The organism is Psychrosphaera aestuarii, assembly GCF_017948405.1.
GTDB classification, from domain to species: Bacteria; Pseudomonadota; Gammaproteobacteria; order Enterobacterales; family Alteromonadaceae; genus Psychrosphaera; species Psychrosphaera aestuarii.
The window spans coordinates 104,345-118,769 of record NZ_CP072844.1 but is presented as its reverse complement, the minus strand read 5'-3'; the positions used below and the strand labels follow the sequence as shown (position 1 = coordinate 118,769).

Here is a 14,425-nt window from a genome sequence, read left to right as displayed (position 1 = left end):
GTTTTATAAGTCTTAATGGTTGTATAGTTCAGAACATATAAATGAATAAGAGAGTACTATGAGTCAATATAATGCCCCACTAAATGATATGAACTTTTTGTTATTTAATACTTTTAAAGTTCAAGAGTTTTGGCAGAACACGCCTGAGCTAGCGGAATCAATTGATATTGAAACGGCTGGCGCTATTTTAGCTGAAAGTGCAAAAGTAACAGAAGAAGCAATTGCACCGTTTAGTCGAGCTGCAGATGAAGTTGGTGTGATCTTCTCTGAAGGAGCGGTCACGACTCCAGATACATATAAAGAATCATACAACGTCGTTGCTGAAGGTGGCTGGATCGGATTAGCAGGTAATCCAGACTTTGGTGGTATGGGTATGCCAAAAACGATTACGGCAATGCATGAAGAAATGATGTGTTCGGCTGATTTGGCATTTGCTCTATATCCTGGCCTAACTGCTGGCGCATGTTTGGCTATTAATGCACATGCATCTGAAGAATTAAAAGAACTATACCTACCGAATATGTATTCAGGTCAATGGACTGGTTCAATGTGTTTAACTGAAGCACATGCAGGAACAGATTTAGGATTAATAAAAACAAAAGCGATACCGCAAGATGACGGTAGTTACGAAATTACTGGTAGTAAAATATTTATATCTGGCGGTGAGCATGATTTAACTGAGAACATCATTCATCTAGTATTAGCGAAACTGCCTGATGCTCCAGCTGGCTCTCGCGGTATATCGCTATTCTTGGTACCCAAAATAAATGTTGATGCGCAAGGAAACCTAGGTGAGTCCAATGCTGTATCATGTGGTTCAATCGAACATAAAATGGGTATTCATACTAGTGCCACATGCGTTATTAATTTTGATGGAGCTAAAGGCTATCTAGTTGGTGAAGTAAACAAGGGTCTTGCAGCTATGTTTACTATGATGAATTACGAGCGTTTACTTGTCGGTCTGCAAGGTCTGGGTGCCGCTGAGCGCTCTTATCAAAATGCAAAATTGTATGCGTTAGACAGAGGGCAAGGTAAAGGCGTTGAAAGAATGAGCGATAAGGAATGTGATCCAATTATTGTTCACCCTGATGTACGTCGAATGCTTTTAAACATGAGAGCAATGAATGAGGCAGCTAGAGCATTTGGAACTTATGTTTCAGTTCAATTAGATATATCTAAGTTTACCAAAGACGAAGATGAAGCAAATGTAGCTAACGCTAAAGCACAATTGTTGACGCCGATTGCAAAAGCATTTGTTACAGATACAAGCCTTGAAGCTTGTATTGCTGGCCAACAGGTTCTAGGTGGTCATGGTTATGTCAGAGAATGGGGACAAGAGCAATTAGTTAGAGACTGTCGTATCACGCAGATATATGAAGGTACGAATGGTGTTCAAGCTTTAGACCTAATGGGCCGAAAAGTTGCAATGGATGGCGGTAAAACGTTAAATCTGTTGATAGATGAAATCTTGGCGTTTAGTTTGGAAAATCAAAGCGTAAATGGCGAGATGATGAAACAACTTAATGACAGTGCAATTCTATTAAAAGAAGTAACCACATCTGTATTAGATGAAGCTTCTCGTGACAAAAACGCATTAGGGGCTGCTTCGGTGGATTTCTTACATTTGTGCGGATATGTTTTTTACGGGTATATGTGGGCAAAAATGGTAGTTGCTTCTAAGGAAGAGGGTGTTGAACAAACGCTCGCGACAAGTAAACAAAAAACAGCAACTTATTATTTTGCTCGATTGCTTCCAAAAATACACTCTTTGAAGCAACAAATAGAGTCCGGCGCAGAATTGTTATTTGAATTTACAGCGGACGAAATTTAATTGTGCACAATAATTAAGCACTTAGCGGTATGTCTTTATAGATAACCGCTTGAGCTTAAGTTATTAACAATAAAGTGTTGCATTTATACTCAATATATTTATAATGCGCACTCTTAAATTTTCCGCGAGGAATCTTTAAGGCAAACCGAAATATGTAAAAATGCTCTTTTTATCGGTTTGAAAAGCTAACGATTTGTTAGCTGATGTACAGGGGCCCCAATTGTGGGTCCAATTAATAGATAAAGAAACACCGCTTATATCCGGTAAAACGGGGGTAATGCGATGTTTTTTTATGCTCTTTCTAAAATGCTCTTTTGAGGTATAAAATGAACAGTCAACGTATTCGTATCCGATTGAAAGCGTTCGACCATCGTCTAATCGATGCGTCAACACAAGAGATCGTTGAAACGGCAAAGCGTACAGGCGCACAGGTTCGTGGTCCTATTCCACTACCTACTCGCAAAGAACGCTTCACTATATTGGTATCTCCACACGTAAATAAAGATGCGCGTGACCAATATGAAATTCGTACGCACAAGCGTTTAATCGACATTGTTGAGCCAACAGAAAAAACTGTTGATGCTTTAATGCGTTTAGATCTTGCCGCTGGTGTAGATGTTCAGATCAGTCTGGGTTAATCGAGAGATTAAAGGGGTTTCAAAATGACTATTGGTCTAGTCGGACGTAAAGTGGGAATGACACGTATCTTCACAGAAGATGGTGTATCAATTCCAGTTACAGTGATTGAAGCGACACCTAACCGTGTTACTCAAATCCGTAACGAAGAAACCGACGGTTACCGCGCACTTCAAGTGACTGCAGGCACTAAGAAAGCGAACCGCGTTACTAAGGCACAAGCTGGCCACTTTGCGAAAGCAGGTGTTGAAGCTGGTCGTGGTATGTGGGAATTTCGCTTAACTGCAAATGAAGGCGAAGGTATCGAAGTTGGTAGCGAAATTACTGTAGAAGTATTTAATGACGCTAAATTGGTTGACGTAACTGGTACGTCAAAAGGTAAAGGTTTCCAAGGTGGTGTTAAGCGCTGGAATTTCAGCATGCAAGACGCGACTCATGGTAACTCACTTTCTCACCGTGCTCCTGGTTCTATTGGTCAAAACCAAACACCAGGTCGTGTATTTAAAGGTAAGAAAATGGCCGGCCAAATGGGTAACGTACGTACAACAACTCAAAATCTTGAGCTAGTACGTGTGGACGCAGAGCGTAATTTACTTCTAGTTAAAGGCGCGGTACCAGGTTCAATTGGCGGCGACGTCATCATTAAACCTGCTGTTAAAGCGTAATCCGGAGAATAGTGATGAAATTAGATTATACAGGCGCAACAGGCGCTGTTGAAGTTTCAGAAGCTACTTTCGGACGTGAGTTCAATGAAGCATTAGTTCACCAGGTAGTTACTGCATACGCTGCAGGCGCTCGCCAGGGTTCTAGAGCTCAAAAAACTCGCTCAGAAGTTAGCGGTGGCGGTAAGAAGCCATGGCGTCAAAAGGGCACTGGTCGTGCTCGTGCCGGTACTATTCGTAGTCCTATCTGGCGTTCTGGTGGCGTAACATTCGCTGCTAAGCCACAGGATCATTCACAAAAAGTGAATAAGAAAATGTACCGTGGTGCTATTCAAAGCATTCTTTCTGAGTTAGTTCGTCAAGAGCGTTTCGTGGTAGTTGAAAACTTTGAAGTTGAAACTCCAAAAACTAAAGCACTAGCTGCTAAGTTAAATGAAATGAGCTTAAAAGACGTATTGATCATTACTGAAGAAGTATCTGAGAACTTGTTCTTATCAGCTCGCAACTTATATAAAGTTGACGTTCGTGATGCGGCAACAATCGACCCAGTTAGTTTAATTGCGTTCGATAAAGTATTGGTAACTGCTGGTGCAGTTAAACAAATTGAGGAGATGCTAGCATGATAAGCGAAGAACGTTTGTTAAAAGTATTAGTAGCTCCACATGTTTCTGAAAAGACCACTTTAGCATCTGAAGCTAACAACACGTTAGTATTCAAAGTTGCTGTTGACGCTACTAAAGAAGAAATTAAAGCTGCTGTTGAAAAACTTTTCGAAGTTGAAGTTAAGCGAGTTAACTCTCTTAACGTTAAAGGTAAGGCAAAACGCACTGGTGCTCGCATGGGTCGTCGTAAGAATTGGAAAAAAGCTTACGTAACTCTTGCAGACGGTCAAAGCCTTGATCTTGAAGACGGCGCAGCAGAGTAATTGGAGAGTAAAAAATGGCTCTAGTAAAATGTAAACCAACATCTGCTGGTCGTCGTCATATGACGAAGGTAGTTAACACTGACTTGCACAAAGGCGCACCATACGCACCACTTTTAGAGAAAAAATCTAAATCTGGTGGCCGTAACAATAATGGTCGCATTACTGTACGTCACATCGGTGGTGGTCATAAGCAACACTATCGTTTGGTTGACTTCAAGCGTAATAAAGACGGTATCCCGGCAACAGTTGAGCGTTTGGAATATGATCCAAACCGAAGCGCAAACATCGCGTTAGTTCTTTATGCAGACGGTGAACGTAAGTACATCATTGCACCTAAAGGCCTAAAAGCTGGTGATCAGATTATGTCTGGTATCAATGCACCTATTAAAGCTGGTAATGCTATGCCTATGCGTAACATGCCTGTAGGTAGTACTGTACACAATGTTGAGCTTAAGCCTGGTAAAGGCGCTCAGATTGCTCGTTCAGCTGGTGCATATGTGCAAATATTAGCACGTGACGGTCAATACGTTACTCTACGTCTTCGTTCAGGCGAAATGCGTAAAGTTCTTTCTGATTGTCGTGCGACTCTTGGTGAAGTAGGTAATGCTGAGCATATGCTTCGTCAGCTTGGTAAAGCTGGTGCAAGCAGATGGCGTGGTGTTCGTCCGACTGTCCGTGGTGTTGTAATGAACCCGGTTGATCACCCGCACGGTGGTGGTGAAGGTCGTACTTCTGGTGGTCGTCACCCGGTTACTCCTTGGGGTAAACCGACTAAGGGTGCTAAGACTCGTAAGAACAAACGTACTGATAAGTACATTGTTCGTCGTCGTAATAAATAATTAGTGAGGTAATACCATGCCACGTTCTCTCAAGAAAGGTCCTTTTATTGACCTACACTTGCTGAAGAAGGTTGAAGCAGCCTTGGAAAGCGGGAACAAGAAACCAATTAAAACTTGGTCTCGTCGCTCAATGATCATTCCTGATATGATTGGATTGACCATCGCTGTCCATAATGGTCGTCAACACGTTCCTGTGTTTGTATCTGACGAAATGGTTGGCCATAAGTTGGGTGAATTCGCACCTACTCGTACGTACCGCGGTCACGCGGCTGACAAGAAAGCTAAGAAGAAGTAAGGAGTAAATAATGCAAGCTATAGCTAAACATCGTTTTGCCCGCACTTCTCCTCAGAAGGCTCGCTTGGTAGCTGACCAGATTCGTGGTCTACCAGTCGACAAGGCGTTAGACGTATTAAATTTCAGCAATAAAAAAGCTGCTGTATTAGTGAAGAAAGTTTTAGAGTCTGCAATTGCAAATGCTGAGCATAATGAAGGCGCAGACATCGACGAACTTAAAGTTGCGACAATCATGATAGACGCAGGTCCAACCATGAAACGCATTAAGACTCGTGCAAAAGGCCGCGCAGACCGCGTTCTTAAGCGCTCTTCACATATTACTGTTGTAGTAGCGGACTAGGAGATTAACTAATGGGTCAAAAAGTACATCCTACGGGGATTCGCCTAGGTATCACTAAACCATGGGTTGCTACCTGGTACGCGAATACAAAAGATTACGCTAGTCATCTTAATGGCGACATTAAAGTTCGTCAGTATCTGACTAAAGAATTAAAGAACGCTTCAGTTTCTAAGATTACGATTGAACGTCCTGCTAAATCTATCAAAGTTACAATCCACACGGCTCGCCCGGGTGTTGTAATTGGTAAGAAAGGCGCAGACGTTGAAAAACTTCGTAATGTTGTAGCAAAATTGACAGGCGTACCTGCTCAAATCAACATCGCAGAGATTCGCAAGCCTGAGTTAGATGCACAGCTAGTAGCTGAAAGCATTTCTAGCCAGCTTGAGCGTCGTGTTATGTTCCGTCGTGCTATGAAGCGCGCGGTACAAAACGCAATGCGTGTTGGTGCAAAGGGTATCAAAGTTGAAGTAAGCGGTCGTTTGGGCGGAGCAGAAATTGCACGTTCAGAATGGTATCGTGAAGGTCGTGTACCACTACACACTTTACGTGCTGATATCGACTATGCAACTTCTGAAGCATTAACTACTTACGGCATCATCGGTGTAAAAGTATGGATCTTTAAAGGTGAAGTACTTGGTGGTTTCGGTTCAATCTCTCAAGAAGAACCAAAACAACCTAAACCAGCGAAGAAGCGTCGTAGCAAAAGCGCTAAGTAGGAGTAGACGATGTTACAACCAAAACGTACAAAATTCCGTAAGCAGCATAAAGGCCGCAACCGTGGTCTAGCTCAGAACGGTAACAAGGTTAGCTTTGGTACTTTCGGCCTTAAGGCTACTGGCCGTGGTCGTATGACTGCACGTCAAATCGAAGCAGCTCGTCGTGCAATGACACGTCACGTAAAACGTCAAGGTCAAATTTGGATCCGTGTATTCCCTGACAAACCAATTACGGCTAAGCCGTTAGAAGTTCGTCAAGGTAAAGGTAAAGGTAATGTTGAATATTGGGTTGCTGAAATTCAACCTGGTAAAGTACTTTACGAAATGGACGGTGTAGCAGAAGAATTGGCGCGTGAAGCGTTCCGCTTAGCGGCTCGTAAACTGCCATTCAAAACCACTTTTGTAACTAGAACGGTGATGTAATGAAAGCTAGCGATCTTAAAGATAAAACTGTAGAAGAGCTAAGAGCTGAACTACTAGGTTTGTTACGTGAGCAATTTAACTTGCGCATGCAACAATCTTCTGGCCAACTAGCTCAAACACATTTACTGCGTCAAGTACGTCGCAACATTGCGCGTGTTAAAACAGTAATTGCACAAAACAAGGCAGGTGCGTAATGAGCGATACTATCCGTACATTACAAGGCCGCGTAGTTAGTGACAAGATGGATAAGTCTATCGTTGTTTCTATCGAACGTAAGGTTAAACACCCTATCTACGGTAAGTTCGTAAAGCGTACAACTAAGTTGCACGCACATGACGAAACTAACCAGTGTGGTATCGGTGACACGGTTACAATCCGTGAATGCGCTCCAATTTCTAAGAAAAAAACTTGGACTTTGGTAGACGTAATCGAAAAAGCTAAAACACTTTAATTTTTTTGAAGTAATTAGCTAATAAAACCGGGGCGTACGCTCCGGTTTTTTATTTTTAGTTTTGTTCTTTCAGAAGATAACTAAGCTAGGCAATGACTTATAATTTAATAACCGTTTATTATTTAATCACGTGTTTAATTAGGTTGTATTTCAACCATCACTTAGTTATACTTGCGCGCCCTTTTGTAGGGGGTAGTCAATAATGACTAGAAAGCAGCAAGTCCGAAAGGACATTGAAGTATAATTTAATTAGCGGAGCACTAAACATGATCCAAATGCAAACTACGTTAGATGTGGCTGATAACTCAGGCGCACGTCGCGTACAGTGTATTAAGGTTCTTGGTGGCTCTCACCGTCGTTACGCCGGTATAGGCGACATCATTAAAGTTACTGTAAAGGAAGCAATTCCACGCGGTAAAGTTAAAAAAGGTGATGTACTTAACGCGGTGGTAGTTCGCACTAAAGCAGCGGTTCGTCGTCCAGATGGTCAAGCCATCCGATTCGATAGTAACGCAGCTGTTATTTTGAACGCCAACTTGCAGCCAATCGGAACTCGTATTTTTGGACCTGTTACTCGCGAACTTCGCGGTGATAAGTTCATGAAAATCGTGTCATTGGCACCTGAAGTAATTTAAGGAGCTGAAAATGGCAAGCAAAATTCGTCGTGAAGATGAAATAATCGTCATAGCTGGTAAAGATAAAGGTAAAACTGGTAAAGTTTTAAAAGTTATCACTGGTACTGACAGATTAATCGTAGAAGGCGTGAACCTTATCAAGAAACACCAAAAACCTGTACCACAACTACAGCAGCCTGGTGGAATCGTTGAGAAAGAAGCGTCAATCAACGTATCAAACGTTGCGATCCTTAACCCAGAAACGGGTAAAGCTGATCGTGTAGGTTTTAAATTTGAAGACGGCAAAAAGGTTCGTTTCTTCAAATCTAATGGTAAAACTATCTAATCTTGGAGTATATGATGGCGAAACTGCATGATACTTATAAAGACAGCGTAGTGCCTGAGCTAGTTAAACAGTTCGGCTACACATCTGTCATGCAAGTCCCACGTCTTGAGAAGATTACCCTGAACATGGGTCTGGGTGAAGCTCTAGCGGATAAAAAAGTACTTGAAGCAGCAACTGCTGACATGGCATCTATTGCCGGTCAAAAGCCTGTTGTAACTCGTGCGCGTAAGTCAGTTGCTGGCTTTAAAATCCGTGAAGGTTACCCAATCGGTGCCAAGGTAACTCTACGCGGCGAGCGTATGTGGGACTTCTTAGAGCGTTTAATTACAATCGCTCTTCCTCGTGTTCGTGACTTCCGTGGCTTGAATCCTAAGTCATTTGACGGTCGCGGTAACTATAGCATGGGTGTACGCGAGCAAATTATCTTCCCTGAAATCGATTTTGATAAAGTAGACAAGGTACGTGGTTTAGATATCACAATTACTACCTCTGCTAAATCAAATGAGGAAGGTCACGCTCTGTTAGCTGCTTTCAACTTCCCATTTAAAGGATAAGGTGTAGAGTTATGGCTAAGCAATCAATGAAAGCGCGTGATGTTAAACGTGCTAAATTAGTTGAAAAATTTGCTGCAAAACGTGCCGATTTAAAGGCAACTATCAAAGACGTTAACACGTCTGATGAAGATCGTTGGGCAGCTGTGCTTAAACTTCAAGAGCTTCCTCGTGATTCAAGCCCTGCGCGTCAACGTAATCGTTGTAACGTGACAGGTCGTCCACATGGCTATTTACGTAAGTTCGGCTTAAGCCGTATTAAACTTCGTGAAGCAGCGATGCGTGGTGAAGTTCCAGGCCTTAAAAAGGCTTCTTGGTAAGAATCTGGGAGTATTGAAAGATGAGCATGCAAGATCCTATCGCGGATATGTTCACCCGCGTACGTAACGGTCAAATGTCAAACAAAGTAACCGTTGCAATGCCTTCATCAAAGTTAAAAACAGCTTTGGCTGAACTTTTGAAGAGCGAAGGTTTTATTGCTGACTACGAAGTATCAGGTGACGTTAAGAAAGAATTAAACGTTACTCTTAAGTACTTTGAAGGCAAACCAGTAATTGAAACTATCAAACGCGTTAGCCGTCCTGGTCTTCGTATTTATAAGAAGACTTCAGACCTACCTAAAGTTATGGGTGGTCTAGGTATAGCTATCGTTTCTACATCAAAAGGTTTGATGACTGACCGTGCTGCACGCAAAGCGGGCATTGGCGGCGAGATCATCGGCTACGTAGCTTAATAGGAGAGTCATAATGTCTCGTGTAGCAAAAGCACCTATTAATGTTCCTGCCGGTGTTGAAATCGCCGTAAATGGTCAGGAAGTAAAAGTTAAAGGTAAAGTAGGCGAGTTGACTTTAAACGTTAACCCTGCTGTTGAAGTTGTTGTTGAAGACAACGTAGTTCGCACACTTCCTCGTGACGGTTTTGCCGACGCGTGGGCACAGGCAGGTACTGCTCGTGCAAACATTAACAACCTAGTTGTTGGTGTAAGTGCTGGTTTTGAGAAAAAATTGATCCTTAATGGTGTCGGTTACCGTGCTGCGGTAAAAGGTAACGTGTTAAGTCTATCTCTTGGTTTCTCTCACCCAGTAGACTTTGAAGTGCCAGCTGGTGTGACTATCGAAGCTCCTGCACAAACAGAAGTTGTTGTGAAGGGTGCAAGTAAACATTTAGTTGGTCAAGTTGCAGCGAATATTCGCGCTTATCGTGAGCCAGAGCCTTATAAAGGCAAAGGTATCCGTTATAGCGACGAAATCGTTCGTCGCAAAGAGGCGAAGAAAAAGTAAGGTAAGACGATGGATAAGAAAACAGCTCGTTTACGTCGTGCCAAGCGCGCTCGCAGAACGTTTATCGAAAACGGTGTTACACGTTTAGTAATGCACCGTACGCCTCGTCACGCTTACGCTCAGGTAATTTCTCCTGAAGGTAAAGTGTTAGCGGCGGCGTCAACTGTAGAAAAAGACATCCGTTCAGCGGTTGCTTCTACAGGTAACGTTGAAGCAGCAGCTGCGGTTGGTAAAGCAGTAGCAGAACGTGCGGTAAAAAATGGCGTTGAGAAAGTGTCATTTGACCGTAGCGGTTTTAAATATCACGGCCGTGTGAAAGCGTTAGCAGACGCTGCTCGCGAAGCCGGTCTTCAGTTCTAGGAGTAGCTCATGTCTAACGTAGAAGCAAAGCAAACAGAATTCGAAGAAAAGCTTATTGCGGTTAACCGTGTATCAAAAGTAGTTAAGGGTGGTCGTATATTCTCGTTCACAGCTTTAACTGTTGTTGGTGACAAAAACGGCCGTGTAGGTTTTGGTTATGGTAAAGCGCGTGAAGTTCCAGCTGCTATTCAAAAAGCAATGGAAAAAGCGCGTCGTAACATGGTAAATGTAGAGTTAACTAATGGAACATTGCAGCACCCTATTAAGGGTCGCCACTCTGGTTCAAAAGTTTACATGCAACCAGCTTCAGAAGGTACGGGTATCATCGCAGGTGGTGCAATGCGTGCAGTATTAGAAGTAGCAGGTGTACAAAACGTACTATCTAAATGTTACGGTTCAACTAACCCAATTAACGTAGTTCGCGCTACAGTTGACGCTTTGGCAGGAATGAATTCTCCTGAACAAATCGCAGCTAAACGTGGTCTTAACGTTTCTGAAATTTTGGGGTAATAGACCATGGCTAAGAAGACGATTAAAGTAACACAAATACGTAGCTCTATCGGTCGTTTACCGAAGCATAAAGCTACATTACGTGGCTTGGGTTTACGCCGTATTAACCACACTGTTGAGTTGGAAGACACAGCATGTGTGCGTGGTATGGTAAACCAAGTTCAATACATGGTTAAAGTGGAGGGGTAATCGATGCGTTTGAATACTCTATCTCCAGCACCAGGCGCTAAAACGGATAAGAAACGCGTTGGACGCGGTATCGGTTCTGGTTTAGGTAAAACTGGTGGTCGTGGACACAAAGGTCAGAAATCACGCTCAGGCGGAAGTGTTAAGCCAGGTTTTGAAGGCGGTCAAATGCCTTTACAACGTCGCTTACCGAAATTCGGTTTCACTTCTCGTAAATCGTTGGTAACTGATGAAGTAACATTGTCAGAAATCGCAAAAGTTGATGGCGACATCGTTTCTTTAGAAACTTTGAAAGCTGCTGGCTTAGTGAAGAAAGACATACTTTTCGTTAAAGTTGTTAAATCTGGTGAGCTTGCACGCTCGGTAACTGTAGCTGGTCTACGTGTTACTAAAGGTGCGCAAGACGCGATTGTTGCAGCCGGCGGAAAAGTAGAATAAGGACAAGTACATTATGGCTAAACCAGGATTAGACCTACAAAGCGGACAGACAGGCTTTGCCGAGTTAAAACAACGATTATTATTTGTTTTTTTAGCTATTGTTGTGTTTCGATTGGGTTCTTTTGTTCCAATTCCTGGGATAGATGCTGCAGTACTAGCTGAATTATTCGAACAGCAAAAGGGTACCATCGTAGAAATGTTTAACATGTTCTCCGGTGGTGCGCTTGAGCGTGCTTCGGTATTAGCGTTAGGTATCATGCCATACATAACTGCGTCAATTATTATGCAGTTATTGACGGTGATGCACCCTTCTTTAGCAGAGCTAAAGAAAGAAGGTGAGGCTGGTCGTAAGAAAATCAGTCAATACACTCGTTATTTCACGCTTGTATTAGCGACATTCCAGTCGTTTGGTATAGCTACTAGCTTGCCGAATATGATGCCAGGTTTGGTTTTAAATCCAGGTCCAGGTTTCTATTTCACAGCAGTAGTTAGTTTGGTAACCGGTACCATGTTCTTAATGTGGTTAGGTGAGCAAATTACTGAGCGAGGTATTGGTAACGGTATTTCGATACTGATTTTTACCGGTATCGTAGCAGGGTTGCCATCTGCAATCGGTTCAACAGCAGAGCAAGCTCGTCAAGGCGAACTTCACATGTTGTTACTATTGTTGATTGCAGTTATTGTATTCGCGGTTACATACTTTGTTGTATTCGTAGAACGTGGCCAACGACGTATAGTTGTTAACTACGCAAAACGACAGCAAGGTCGCCAAGTGTTTCAAGCACAAAGCTCTCATTTACCATTAAAGGTAAATATGGCTGGCGTAATACCACCGATATTTGCTGGTAGTATTATAATGTTCCCAAGCACTATTGCTGCTTGGTTTGGTACAGGCGAAGGCGCCGTTGCAGAATTTTTGCAACAAGTGTCTTTAACTTTATCACCGGGACAACCCCTATATGTTATGTTGTACGCAGCTGCTATAATATTCTTCTGTTTTTTCTACACCGCGTTGGTTTTCAACCCGAGAGAAACAGCGGATAACTTGAAGCGCTCAGGTGCATTTATTCCAGGTATCAGACCTGGTGAGCAAACGTCGAAATACATCGATAAGGTGATGACGCGTTTGACACTAGCAGGAGCTATGTACATTACATTTGTATGTTTAGTACCTGAGTTCATGATGATCGCTTGGAATGTCCAATTTTATTTTGGCGGAACATCGTTGTTAATCATCGTTGTTGTTGTCATGGATTTTATGGCGCAGATTCAAACACTGTTGATGTCTCATCAGTATGATTCTGTTCTTAAGAAGGCGAACCTTGCAGGGAAAGCGATAGATAAAGCTAACCTGAAAGGCTATAGCCGTTAGATTGCGGAGTAAAAGCAATGAAAGTACGTGCTTCCGTTAAGAAGATATGTCGTAACTGTAAAGTAATTAAACGTTCAGGTGTTGTTCGTGTAATCTGTACAGACCCTAAGCATAAACAGCGCCAGGGTTAATACGACGTAAGATGGGGGCGAGGAAGTTTTTCTCGCCCATATTTACAAATGGTCATAGGTCGAGTATCCTAACGGGCTTTTCGACTGACCCAAAACTATAGGAGATGTGTTAGTGGCCCGTATCGCTGGCATTAACATTTCCGATCGTAAACATTCAGTTATCGCTTTAACAGCGATTTTCGGTATCGGTAAAACTCGTTCAAAAGCAATTTTGGCAGCTACTGGTATCGCTGAAGATACGAAAATCGGAACATTATCTGAACAAGATTTAGATAAATTACGTGAAGAAGTTGGCAAGTACACCGTTGAAGGTGATCTTCGCCGTGAAGTAACTTTAAATATTAAACGTTTAATGGATTTAGGTTGTAACCGTGGCATGCGCCATCGTCGCAGTCTTCCTCTACGTGGTCAACGCACTAAAACAAATGCGCGTACCCGTAAAGGTCCACGTAAACCTATTACTAAATAAGGCGAGGTAGCAAGAAATGGCAAAAGCTCCAACTCGTTCACGTAAGAAAGTAAAAAAGCAGGTTGCTGATGGTATGGCTCATATCCATGCGTCTTTCAACAACACAATCGTTACATTAACCGACCGTCAAGGCAATGCATTGTCTTGGGCTACTGCAGGTGGTTCTGGTTTCCGTGGTTCACGTAAATCAACACCATTCGCTGCACAGGTAGCAGCTGAACGCGCAGGCGAAGCAGCTAAAGAATACGGTTTGAAGAATATTGAAGTATTCGTTAAGGGACCTGGTCCAGGCCGTGAATCAGCGATTCGCGCTCTTAATGCAGTGGGATATAAAATCACTAACATTACTGACGTTACACCTATTCCTCATAACGGTTGTCGTCCGCCTAAGAAACGTCGTGTATAACGACTGTTAGTGGAGAAAGAACATGGCAAGATATTTGGGTCCAAAGCTAAAGCTTAGTCGTCGCGAAGGAACAGATTTGTTCCTTAAGAGTGGCGTACGTGCTATAGAGACTAAATGTAAAATCGATACTGCTCCAGGTCAGCACGGTGCGCGTAAGCCACGTTTGTCTGACTACGGTTTGCAGCTTCGTGAAAAACAAAAAGTACGTCGTATTTACGGTGTTTTAGAAAAACAATTCCGTAACTATTATAAAGAGGCGGCACGTCTTAAAGGTAATACTGGTGAGAACCTATTACAACTTTTAGAAAGCCGTTTAGATAACGTTGTTTATCGTATGGGTTACGCGAGTACTCGTGCGGAAGCTCGTCAGCTAGTTAGCCACAAGTCAATTGTTGTTAACGGTAGCGTAGTGAACATTCCTTCCTACAAAGTGTCTGCAGAAGACGTTGTTGCTGTTCGTGAAAAATCGAAAAAGCAAGGTCGTATTGTTGCTGCTCTTGAGTTAGCTGAACAACGTGAAAAACCGACTTGGATTGACGTAGATGCGAAAGCGATGACAGGTGTATACAAATCACACCCTGAACGCTCTGAGTTGTCTACAGAGATTAACGAACAGTTAATTGTTGAACTTTACTCTAAGTAAA

General features: G+C 42.7%; 27 protein-coding genes. All 27 read left to right on the top strand.

The genetic code is table 11. The features are described 5' to 3' along the window. Positions 1 to 58 precede the first annotated feature (58 nt). The 27 genes from J9318_RS00615 to rpsD all read left to right on the top strand — a co-directional run bounded on the left by J9318_RS00615 (position 59) and on the right by rpsD (position 14,424). The gene (locus J9318_RS00615) at positions 59 to 1,831 is read left to right on the top strand and encodes an acyl-CoA dehydrogenase C-terminal domain-containing protein (RefSeq protein WP_210560585.1); all 1,773 of its coding nucleotides are present in this window, start codon (positions 59 to 61) and stop codon (positions 1,829 to 1,831) included. A 326-nt stretch (positions 1,832 to 2,157) separates the two neighbouring features. After that, on the top strand, positions 2,158 to 2,469 hold the full coding sequence (gene rpsJ, locus J9318_RS00610) for a 30S ribosomal protein S10 (protein WP_105051487.1): 312 nt from the start codon (positions 2,158 to 2,160) through the stop codon (positions 2,467 to 2,469). A 24-nt stretch (positions 2,470 to 2,493) separates the two neighbouring features. Continuing rightward, complete coding sequence (gene rplC / locus J9318_RS00605; RefSeq protein ID WP_210560584.1) at positions 2,494 to 3,132, top strand: 50S ribosomal protein L3; 639 nt, start codon at positions 2,494 to 2,496, stop codon at positions 3,130 to 3,132. Between the two features lie 14 nt (positions 3,133 to 3,146). Further along, positions 3,147 to 3,752, top strand: coding sequence for a 50S ribosomal protein L4 (gene rplD, locus J9318_RS00600; protein WP_210560583.1), 606 nt, complete (start codon positions 3,147 to 3,149; stop codon positions 3,750 to 3,752). Next, positions 3,749 to 4,054: a 50S ribosomal protein L23 gene (rplW, locus tag J9318_RS00595; protein WP_155696657.1), complete on the top strand. Its 306-nt coding sequence runs from the start codon at positions 3,749 to 3,751 to the stop codon at positions 4,052 to 4,054. The genes rplD and rplW overlap by 4 nt, the downstream gene beginning before the upstream one ends. 14 nt (positions 4,055 to 4,068) lie before the next feature. After that, positions 4,069 to 4,893 carry a 50S ribosomal protein L2 gene (gene rplB / locus J9318_RS00590; protein ID WP_155696655.1) on the top strand — a complete coding sequence of 275 codons (825 nt, stop codon included), beginning with the start codon at positions 4,069 to 4,071 and terminating at the stop codon, positions 4,891 to 4,893. A gap of 16 nt (positions 4,894 to 4,909) precedes the next feature. After that, complete coding sequence (gene rpsS / locus J9318_RS00585; protein WP_155696653.1) at positions 4,910 to 5,188, top strand: 30S ribosomal protein S19; 279 nt, start codon at positions 4,910 to 4,912, stop codon at positions 5,186 to 5,188. A 10-nt stretch (positions 5,189 to 5,198) separates the two neighbouring features. Then, positions 5,199 to 5,528, top strand: a complete 330-nt coding sequence (rplV, locus tag J9318_RS00580) for a 50S ribosomal protein L22 (RefSeq protein ID WP_210560582.1) — start codon at positions 5,199 to 5,201, stop codon at positions 5,526 to 5,528. Between the two features lie 11 nt (positions 5,529 to 5,539). Beyond that, on the top strand, positions 5,540 to 6,244 hold the full coding sequence (rpsC, locus tag J9318_RS00575) for a 30S ribosomal protein S3 (RefSeq protein ID WP_155696649.1): 705 nt from the start codon (positions 5,540 to 5,542) through the stop codon (positions 6,242 to 6,244). Between the two features lie 9 nt (positions 6,245 to 6,253). Continuing rightward, positions 6,254 to 6,667, top strand: coding sequence for a 50S ribosomal protein L16 (rplP, locus tag J9318_RS00570; protein ID WP_155696648.1), 414 nt, complete (start codon positions 6,254 to 6,256; stop codon positions 6,665 to 6,667). Continuing rightward, positions 6,667 to 6,861 (top strand): 50S ribosomal protein L29, encoded by a 195-nt coding sequence (gene rpmC / locus J9318_RS00565; protein WP_155696646.1) that lies wholly within the window; start codon positions 6,667 to 6,669, stop codon positions 6,859 to 6,861. The genes rplP and rpmC overlap by 1 nt, the downstream gene beginning before the upstream one ends. Next, a complete protein-coding gene (gene rpsQ / locus J9318_RS00560; RefSeq protein WP_210560581.1) occupies positions 6,861 to 7,118 on the top strand; it encodes a 30S ribosomal protein S17 in 258 nt (85 codons plus the stop codon). Before rpmC ends, rpsQ begins: the two co-directional genes overlap by 1 nt. A gap of 266 nt (positions 7,119 to 7,384) precedes the next feature. Further along, the gene (gene rplN, locus J9318_RS00555) at positions 7,385 to 7,753 is read left to right on the top strand and encodes a 50S ribosomal protein L14 (protein ID WP_155696642.1); all 369 of its coding nucleotides are present in this window, start codon (positions 7,385 to 7,387) and stop codon (positions 7,751 to 7,753) included. Positions 7,754 to 7,763: 10 nt separating this feature from the next. Next, on the top strand, positions 7,764 to 8,078 hold the full coding sequence (gene rplX / locus J9318_RS00550; RefSeq protein WP_210560580.1) for a 50S ribosomal protein L24: 315 nt from the start codon (positions 7,764 to 7,766) through the stop codon (positions 8,076 to 8,078). Between the two features lie 14 nt (positions 8,079 to 8,092). Beyond that, positions 8,093 to 8,632, top strand: a complete 540-nt coding sequence (gene rplE / locus J9318_RS00545) for a 50S ribosomal protein L5 (RefSeq protein ID WP_210562316.1) — start codon at positions 8,093 to 8,095, stop codon at positions 8,630 to 8,632. 11 nt (positions 8,633 to 8,643) lie between these two features. Further along, entirely contained in the window at positions 8,644 to 8,949 is a 306-nt protein-coding gene (gene rpsN, locus J9318_RS00540; RefSeq protein WP_210560579.1) for a 30S ribosomal protein S14, read from the top strand. Between the two features lie 20 nt (positions 8,950 to 8,969). After that, a complete protein-coding gene (gene rpsH, locus J9318_RS00535) occupies positions 8,970 to 9,362 on the top strand; it encodes a 30S ribosomal protein S8 (protein ID WP_210560578.1) in 393 nt (130 codons plus the stop codon). Positions 9,363 to 9,375: 13 nt separating this feature from the next. After that, positions 9,376 to 9,909 (top strand): 50S ribosomal protein L6, encoded by a 534-nt coding sequence (gene rplF, locus J9318_RS00530; protein WP_210560577.1) that lies wholly within the window; start codon positions 9,376 to 9,378, stop codon positions 9,907 to 9,909. Positions 9,910 to 9,918: 9 nt separating this feature from the next. Further along, complete coding sequence (gene rplR, locus J9318_RS00525) at positions 9,919 to 10,269, top strand: 50S ribosomal protein L18 (RefSeq protein ID WP_210560576.1); 351 nt, start codon at positions 9,919 to 9,921, stop codon at positions 10,267 to 10,269. A gap of 9 nt (positions 10,270 to 10,278) precedes the next feature. Further along, the gene (gene rpsE, locus J9318_RS00520) at positions 10,279 to 10,779 is read left to right on the top strand and encodes a 30S ribosomal protein S5 (RefSeq protein WP_210560575.1); all 501 of its coding nucleotides are present in this window, start codon (positions 10,279 to 10,281) and stop codon (positions 10,777 to 10,779) included. Positions 10,780 to 10,785: 6 nt separating this feature from the next. After that, positions 10,786 to 10,968 carry a 50S ribosomal protein L30 gene (rpmD, locus tag J9318_RS00515; RefSeq protein ID WP_155696627.1) on the top strand — a complete coding sequence of 61 codons (183 nt, stop codon included), beginning with the start codon at positions 10,786 to 10,788 and terminating at the stop codon, positions 10,966 to 10,968. 3 nt (positions 10,969 to 10,971) lie between these two features. After that, positions 10,972 to 11,403 (top strand): 50S ribosomal protein L15, encoded by a 432-nt coding sequence (gene rplO / locus J9318_RS00510; protein ID WP_210560574.1) that lies wholly within the window; start codon positions 10,972 to 10,974, stop codon positions 11,401 to 11,403. A 13-nt stretch (positions 11,404 to 11,416) separates the two neighbouring features. Beyond that, on the top strand, positions 11,417 to 12,775 hold the full coding sequence (secY, locus tag J9318_RS00505; RefSeq protein ID WP_210560573.1) for a preprotein translocase subunit SecY: 1,359 nt from the start codon (positions 11,417 to 11,419) through the stop codon (positions 12,773 to 12,775). Between the two features lie 17 nt (positions 12,776 to 12,792). Then, a complete protein-coding gene (gene rpmJ, locus J9318_RS00500) occupies positions 12,793 to 12,906 on the top strand; it encodes a 50S ribosomal protein L36 (RefSeq protein ID WP_105051509.1) in 114 nt (37 codons plus the stop codon). A 112-nt stretch (positions 12,907 to 13,018) separates the two neighbouring features. After that, the gene (gene rpsM, locus J9318_RS00495) at positions 13,019 to 13,375 is read left to right on the top strand and encodes a 30S ribosomal protein S13 (RefSeq protein ID WP_210560572.1); all 357 of its coding nucleotides are present in this window, start codon (positions 13,019 to 13,021) and stop codon (positions 13,373 to 13,375) included. A gap of 16 nt (positions 13,376 to 13,391) precedes the next feature. Next, positions 13,392 to 13,781, top strand: a complete 390-nt coding sequence (gene rpsK / locus J9318_RS00490; RefSeq protein ID WP_155696621.1) for a 30S ribosomal protein S11 — start codon at positions 13,392 to 13,394, stop codon at positions 13,779 to 13,781. A 22-nt stretch (positions 13,782 to 13,803) separates the two neighbouring features. After that, positions 13,804 to 14,424 carry a 30S ribosomal protein S4 gene (gene rpsD, locus J9318_RS00485; RefSeq protein ID WP_210560571.1) on the top strand — a complete coding sequence of 207 codons (621 nt, stop codon included), beginning with the start codon at positions 13,804 to 13,806 and terminating at the stop codon, positions 14,422 to 14,424. The last annotated feature ends 1 nt before the right edge of the window (position 14,425 follow it).

Coding starts and splice junctions, on each gene's coding strand:
- J9318_RS00615 (WP_210560585.1), top strand. CDS start 59: ATGAGTCAATATAATGCCCCACTAAATGATATGAACTTTTTGTTATTT.
- rpsJ (WP_105051487.1), top strand. CDS start 2,158: ATGAACAGTCAACGTATTCGTATCCGATTGAAAGCGTTCGACCATCGT.
- rplC (WP_210560584.1), top strand. CDS start 2,494: ATGACTATTGGTCTAGTCGGACGTAAAGTGGGAATGACACGTATCTTC.
- rplD (WP_210560583.1), top strand. CDS start 3,147: ATGAAATTAGATTATACAGGCGCAACAGGCGCTGTTGAAGTTTCAGAA.
- rplW (WP_155696657.1), top strand. CDS start 3,749: ATGATAAGCGAAGAACGTTTGTTAAAAGTATTAGTAGCTCCACATGTT.
- rplB (WP_155696655.1), top strand. CDS start 4,069: ATGGCTCTAGTAAAATGTAAACCAACATCTGCTGGTCGTCGTCATATG.
- rpsS (WP_155696653.1), top strand. CDS start 4,910: ATGCCACGTTCTCTCAAGAAAGGTCCTTTTATTGACCTACACTTGCTG.
- rplV (WP_210560582.1), top strand. CDS start 5,199: ATGCAAGCTATAGCTAAACATCGTTTTGCCCGCACTTCTCCTCAGAAG.
- rpsC (WP_155696649.1), top strand. CDS start 5,540: ATGGGTCAAAAAGTACATCCTACGGGGATTCGCCTAGGTATCACTAAA.
- rplP (WP_155696648.1), top strand. CDS start 6,254: ATGTTACAACCAAAACGTACAAAATTCCGTAAGCAGCATAAAGGCCGC.
- rpmC (WP_155696646.1), top strand. CDS start 6,667: ATGAAAGCTAGCGATCTTAAAGATAAAACTGTAGAAGAGCTAAGAGCT.
- rpsQ (WP_210560581.1), top strand. CDS start 6,861: ATGAGCGATACTATCCGTACATTACAAGGCCGCGTAGTTAGTGACAAG.
- rplN (WP_155696642.1), top strand. CDS start 7,385: ATGATCCAAATGCAAACTACGTTAGATGTGGCTGATAACTCAGGCGCA.
- rplX (WP_210560580.1), top strand. CDS start 7,764: ATGGCAAGCAAAATTCGTCGTGAAGATGAAATAATCGTCATAGCTGGT.
- rplE (WP_210562316.1), top strand. CDS start 8,093: ATGGCGAAACTGCATGATACTTATAAAGACAGCGTAGTGCCTGAGCTA.
- rpsN (WP_210560579.1), top strand. CDS start 8,644: ATGGCTAAGCAATCAATGAAAGCGCGTGATGTTAAACGTGCTAAATTA.
- rpsH (WP_210560578.1), top strand. CDS start 8,970: ATGAGCATGCAAGATCCTATCGCGGATATGTTCACCCGCGTACGTAAC.
- rplF (WP_210560577.1), top strand. CDS start 9,376: ATGTCTCGTGTAGCAAAAGCACCTATTAATGTTCCTGCCGGTGTTGAA.
- rplR (WP_210560576.1), top strand. CDS start 9,919: ATGGATAAGAAAACAGCTCGTTTACGTCGTGCCAAGCGCGCTCGCAGA.
- rpsE (WP_210560575.1), top strand. CDS start 10,279: ATGTCTAACGTAGAAGCAAAGCAAACAGAATTCGAAGAAAAGCTTATT.
- rpmD (WP_155696627.1), top strand. CDS start 10,786: ATGGCTAAGAAGACGATTAAAGTAACACAAATACGTAGCTCTATCGGT.
- rplO (WP_210560574.1), top strand. CDS start 10,972: ATGCGTTTGAATACTCTATCTCCAGCACCAGGCGCTAAAACGGATAAG.
- secY (WP_210560573.1), top strand. CDS start 11,417: ATGGCTAAACCAGGATTAGACCTACAAAGCGGACAGACAGGCTTTGCC.
- rpmJ (WP_105051509.1), top strand. CDS start 12,793: ATGAAAGTACGTGCTTCCGTTAAGAAGATATGTCGTAACTGTAAAGTA.
- rpsK (WP_155696621.1), top strand. CDS start 13,392: ATGGCAAAAGCTCCAACTCGTTCACGTAAGAAAGTAAAAAAGCAGGTT.
- rpsD (WP_210560571.1), top strand. CDS start 13,804: ATGGCAAGATATTTGGGTCCAAAGCTAAAGCTTAGTCGTCGCGAAGGA.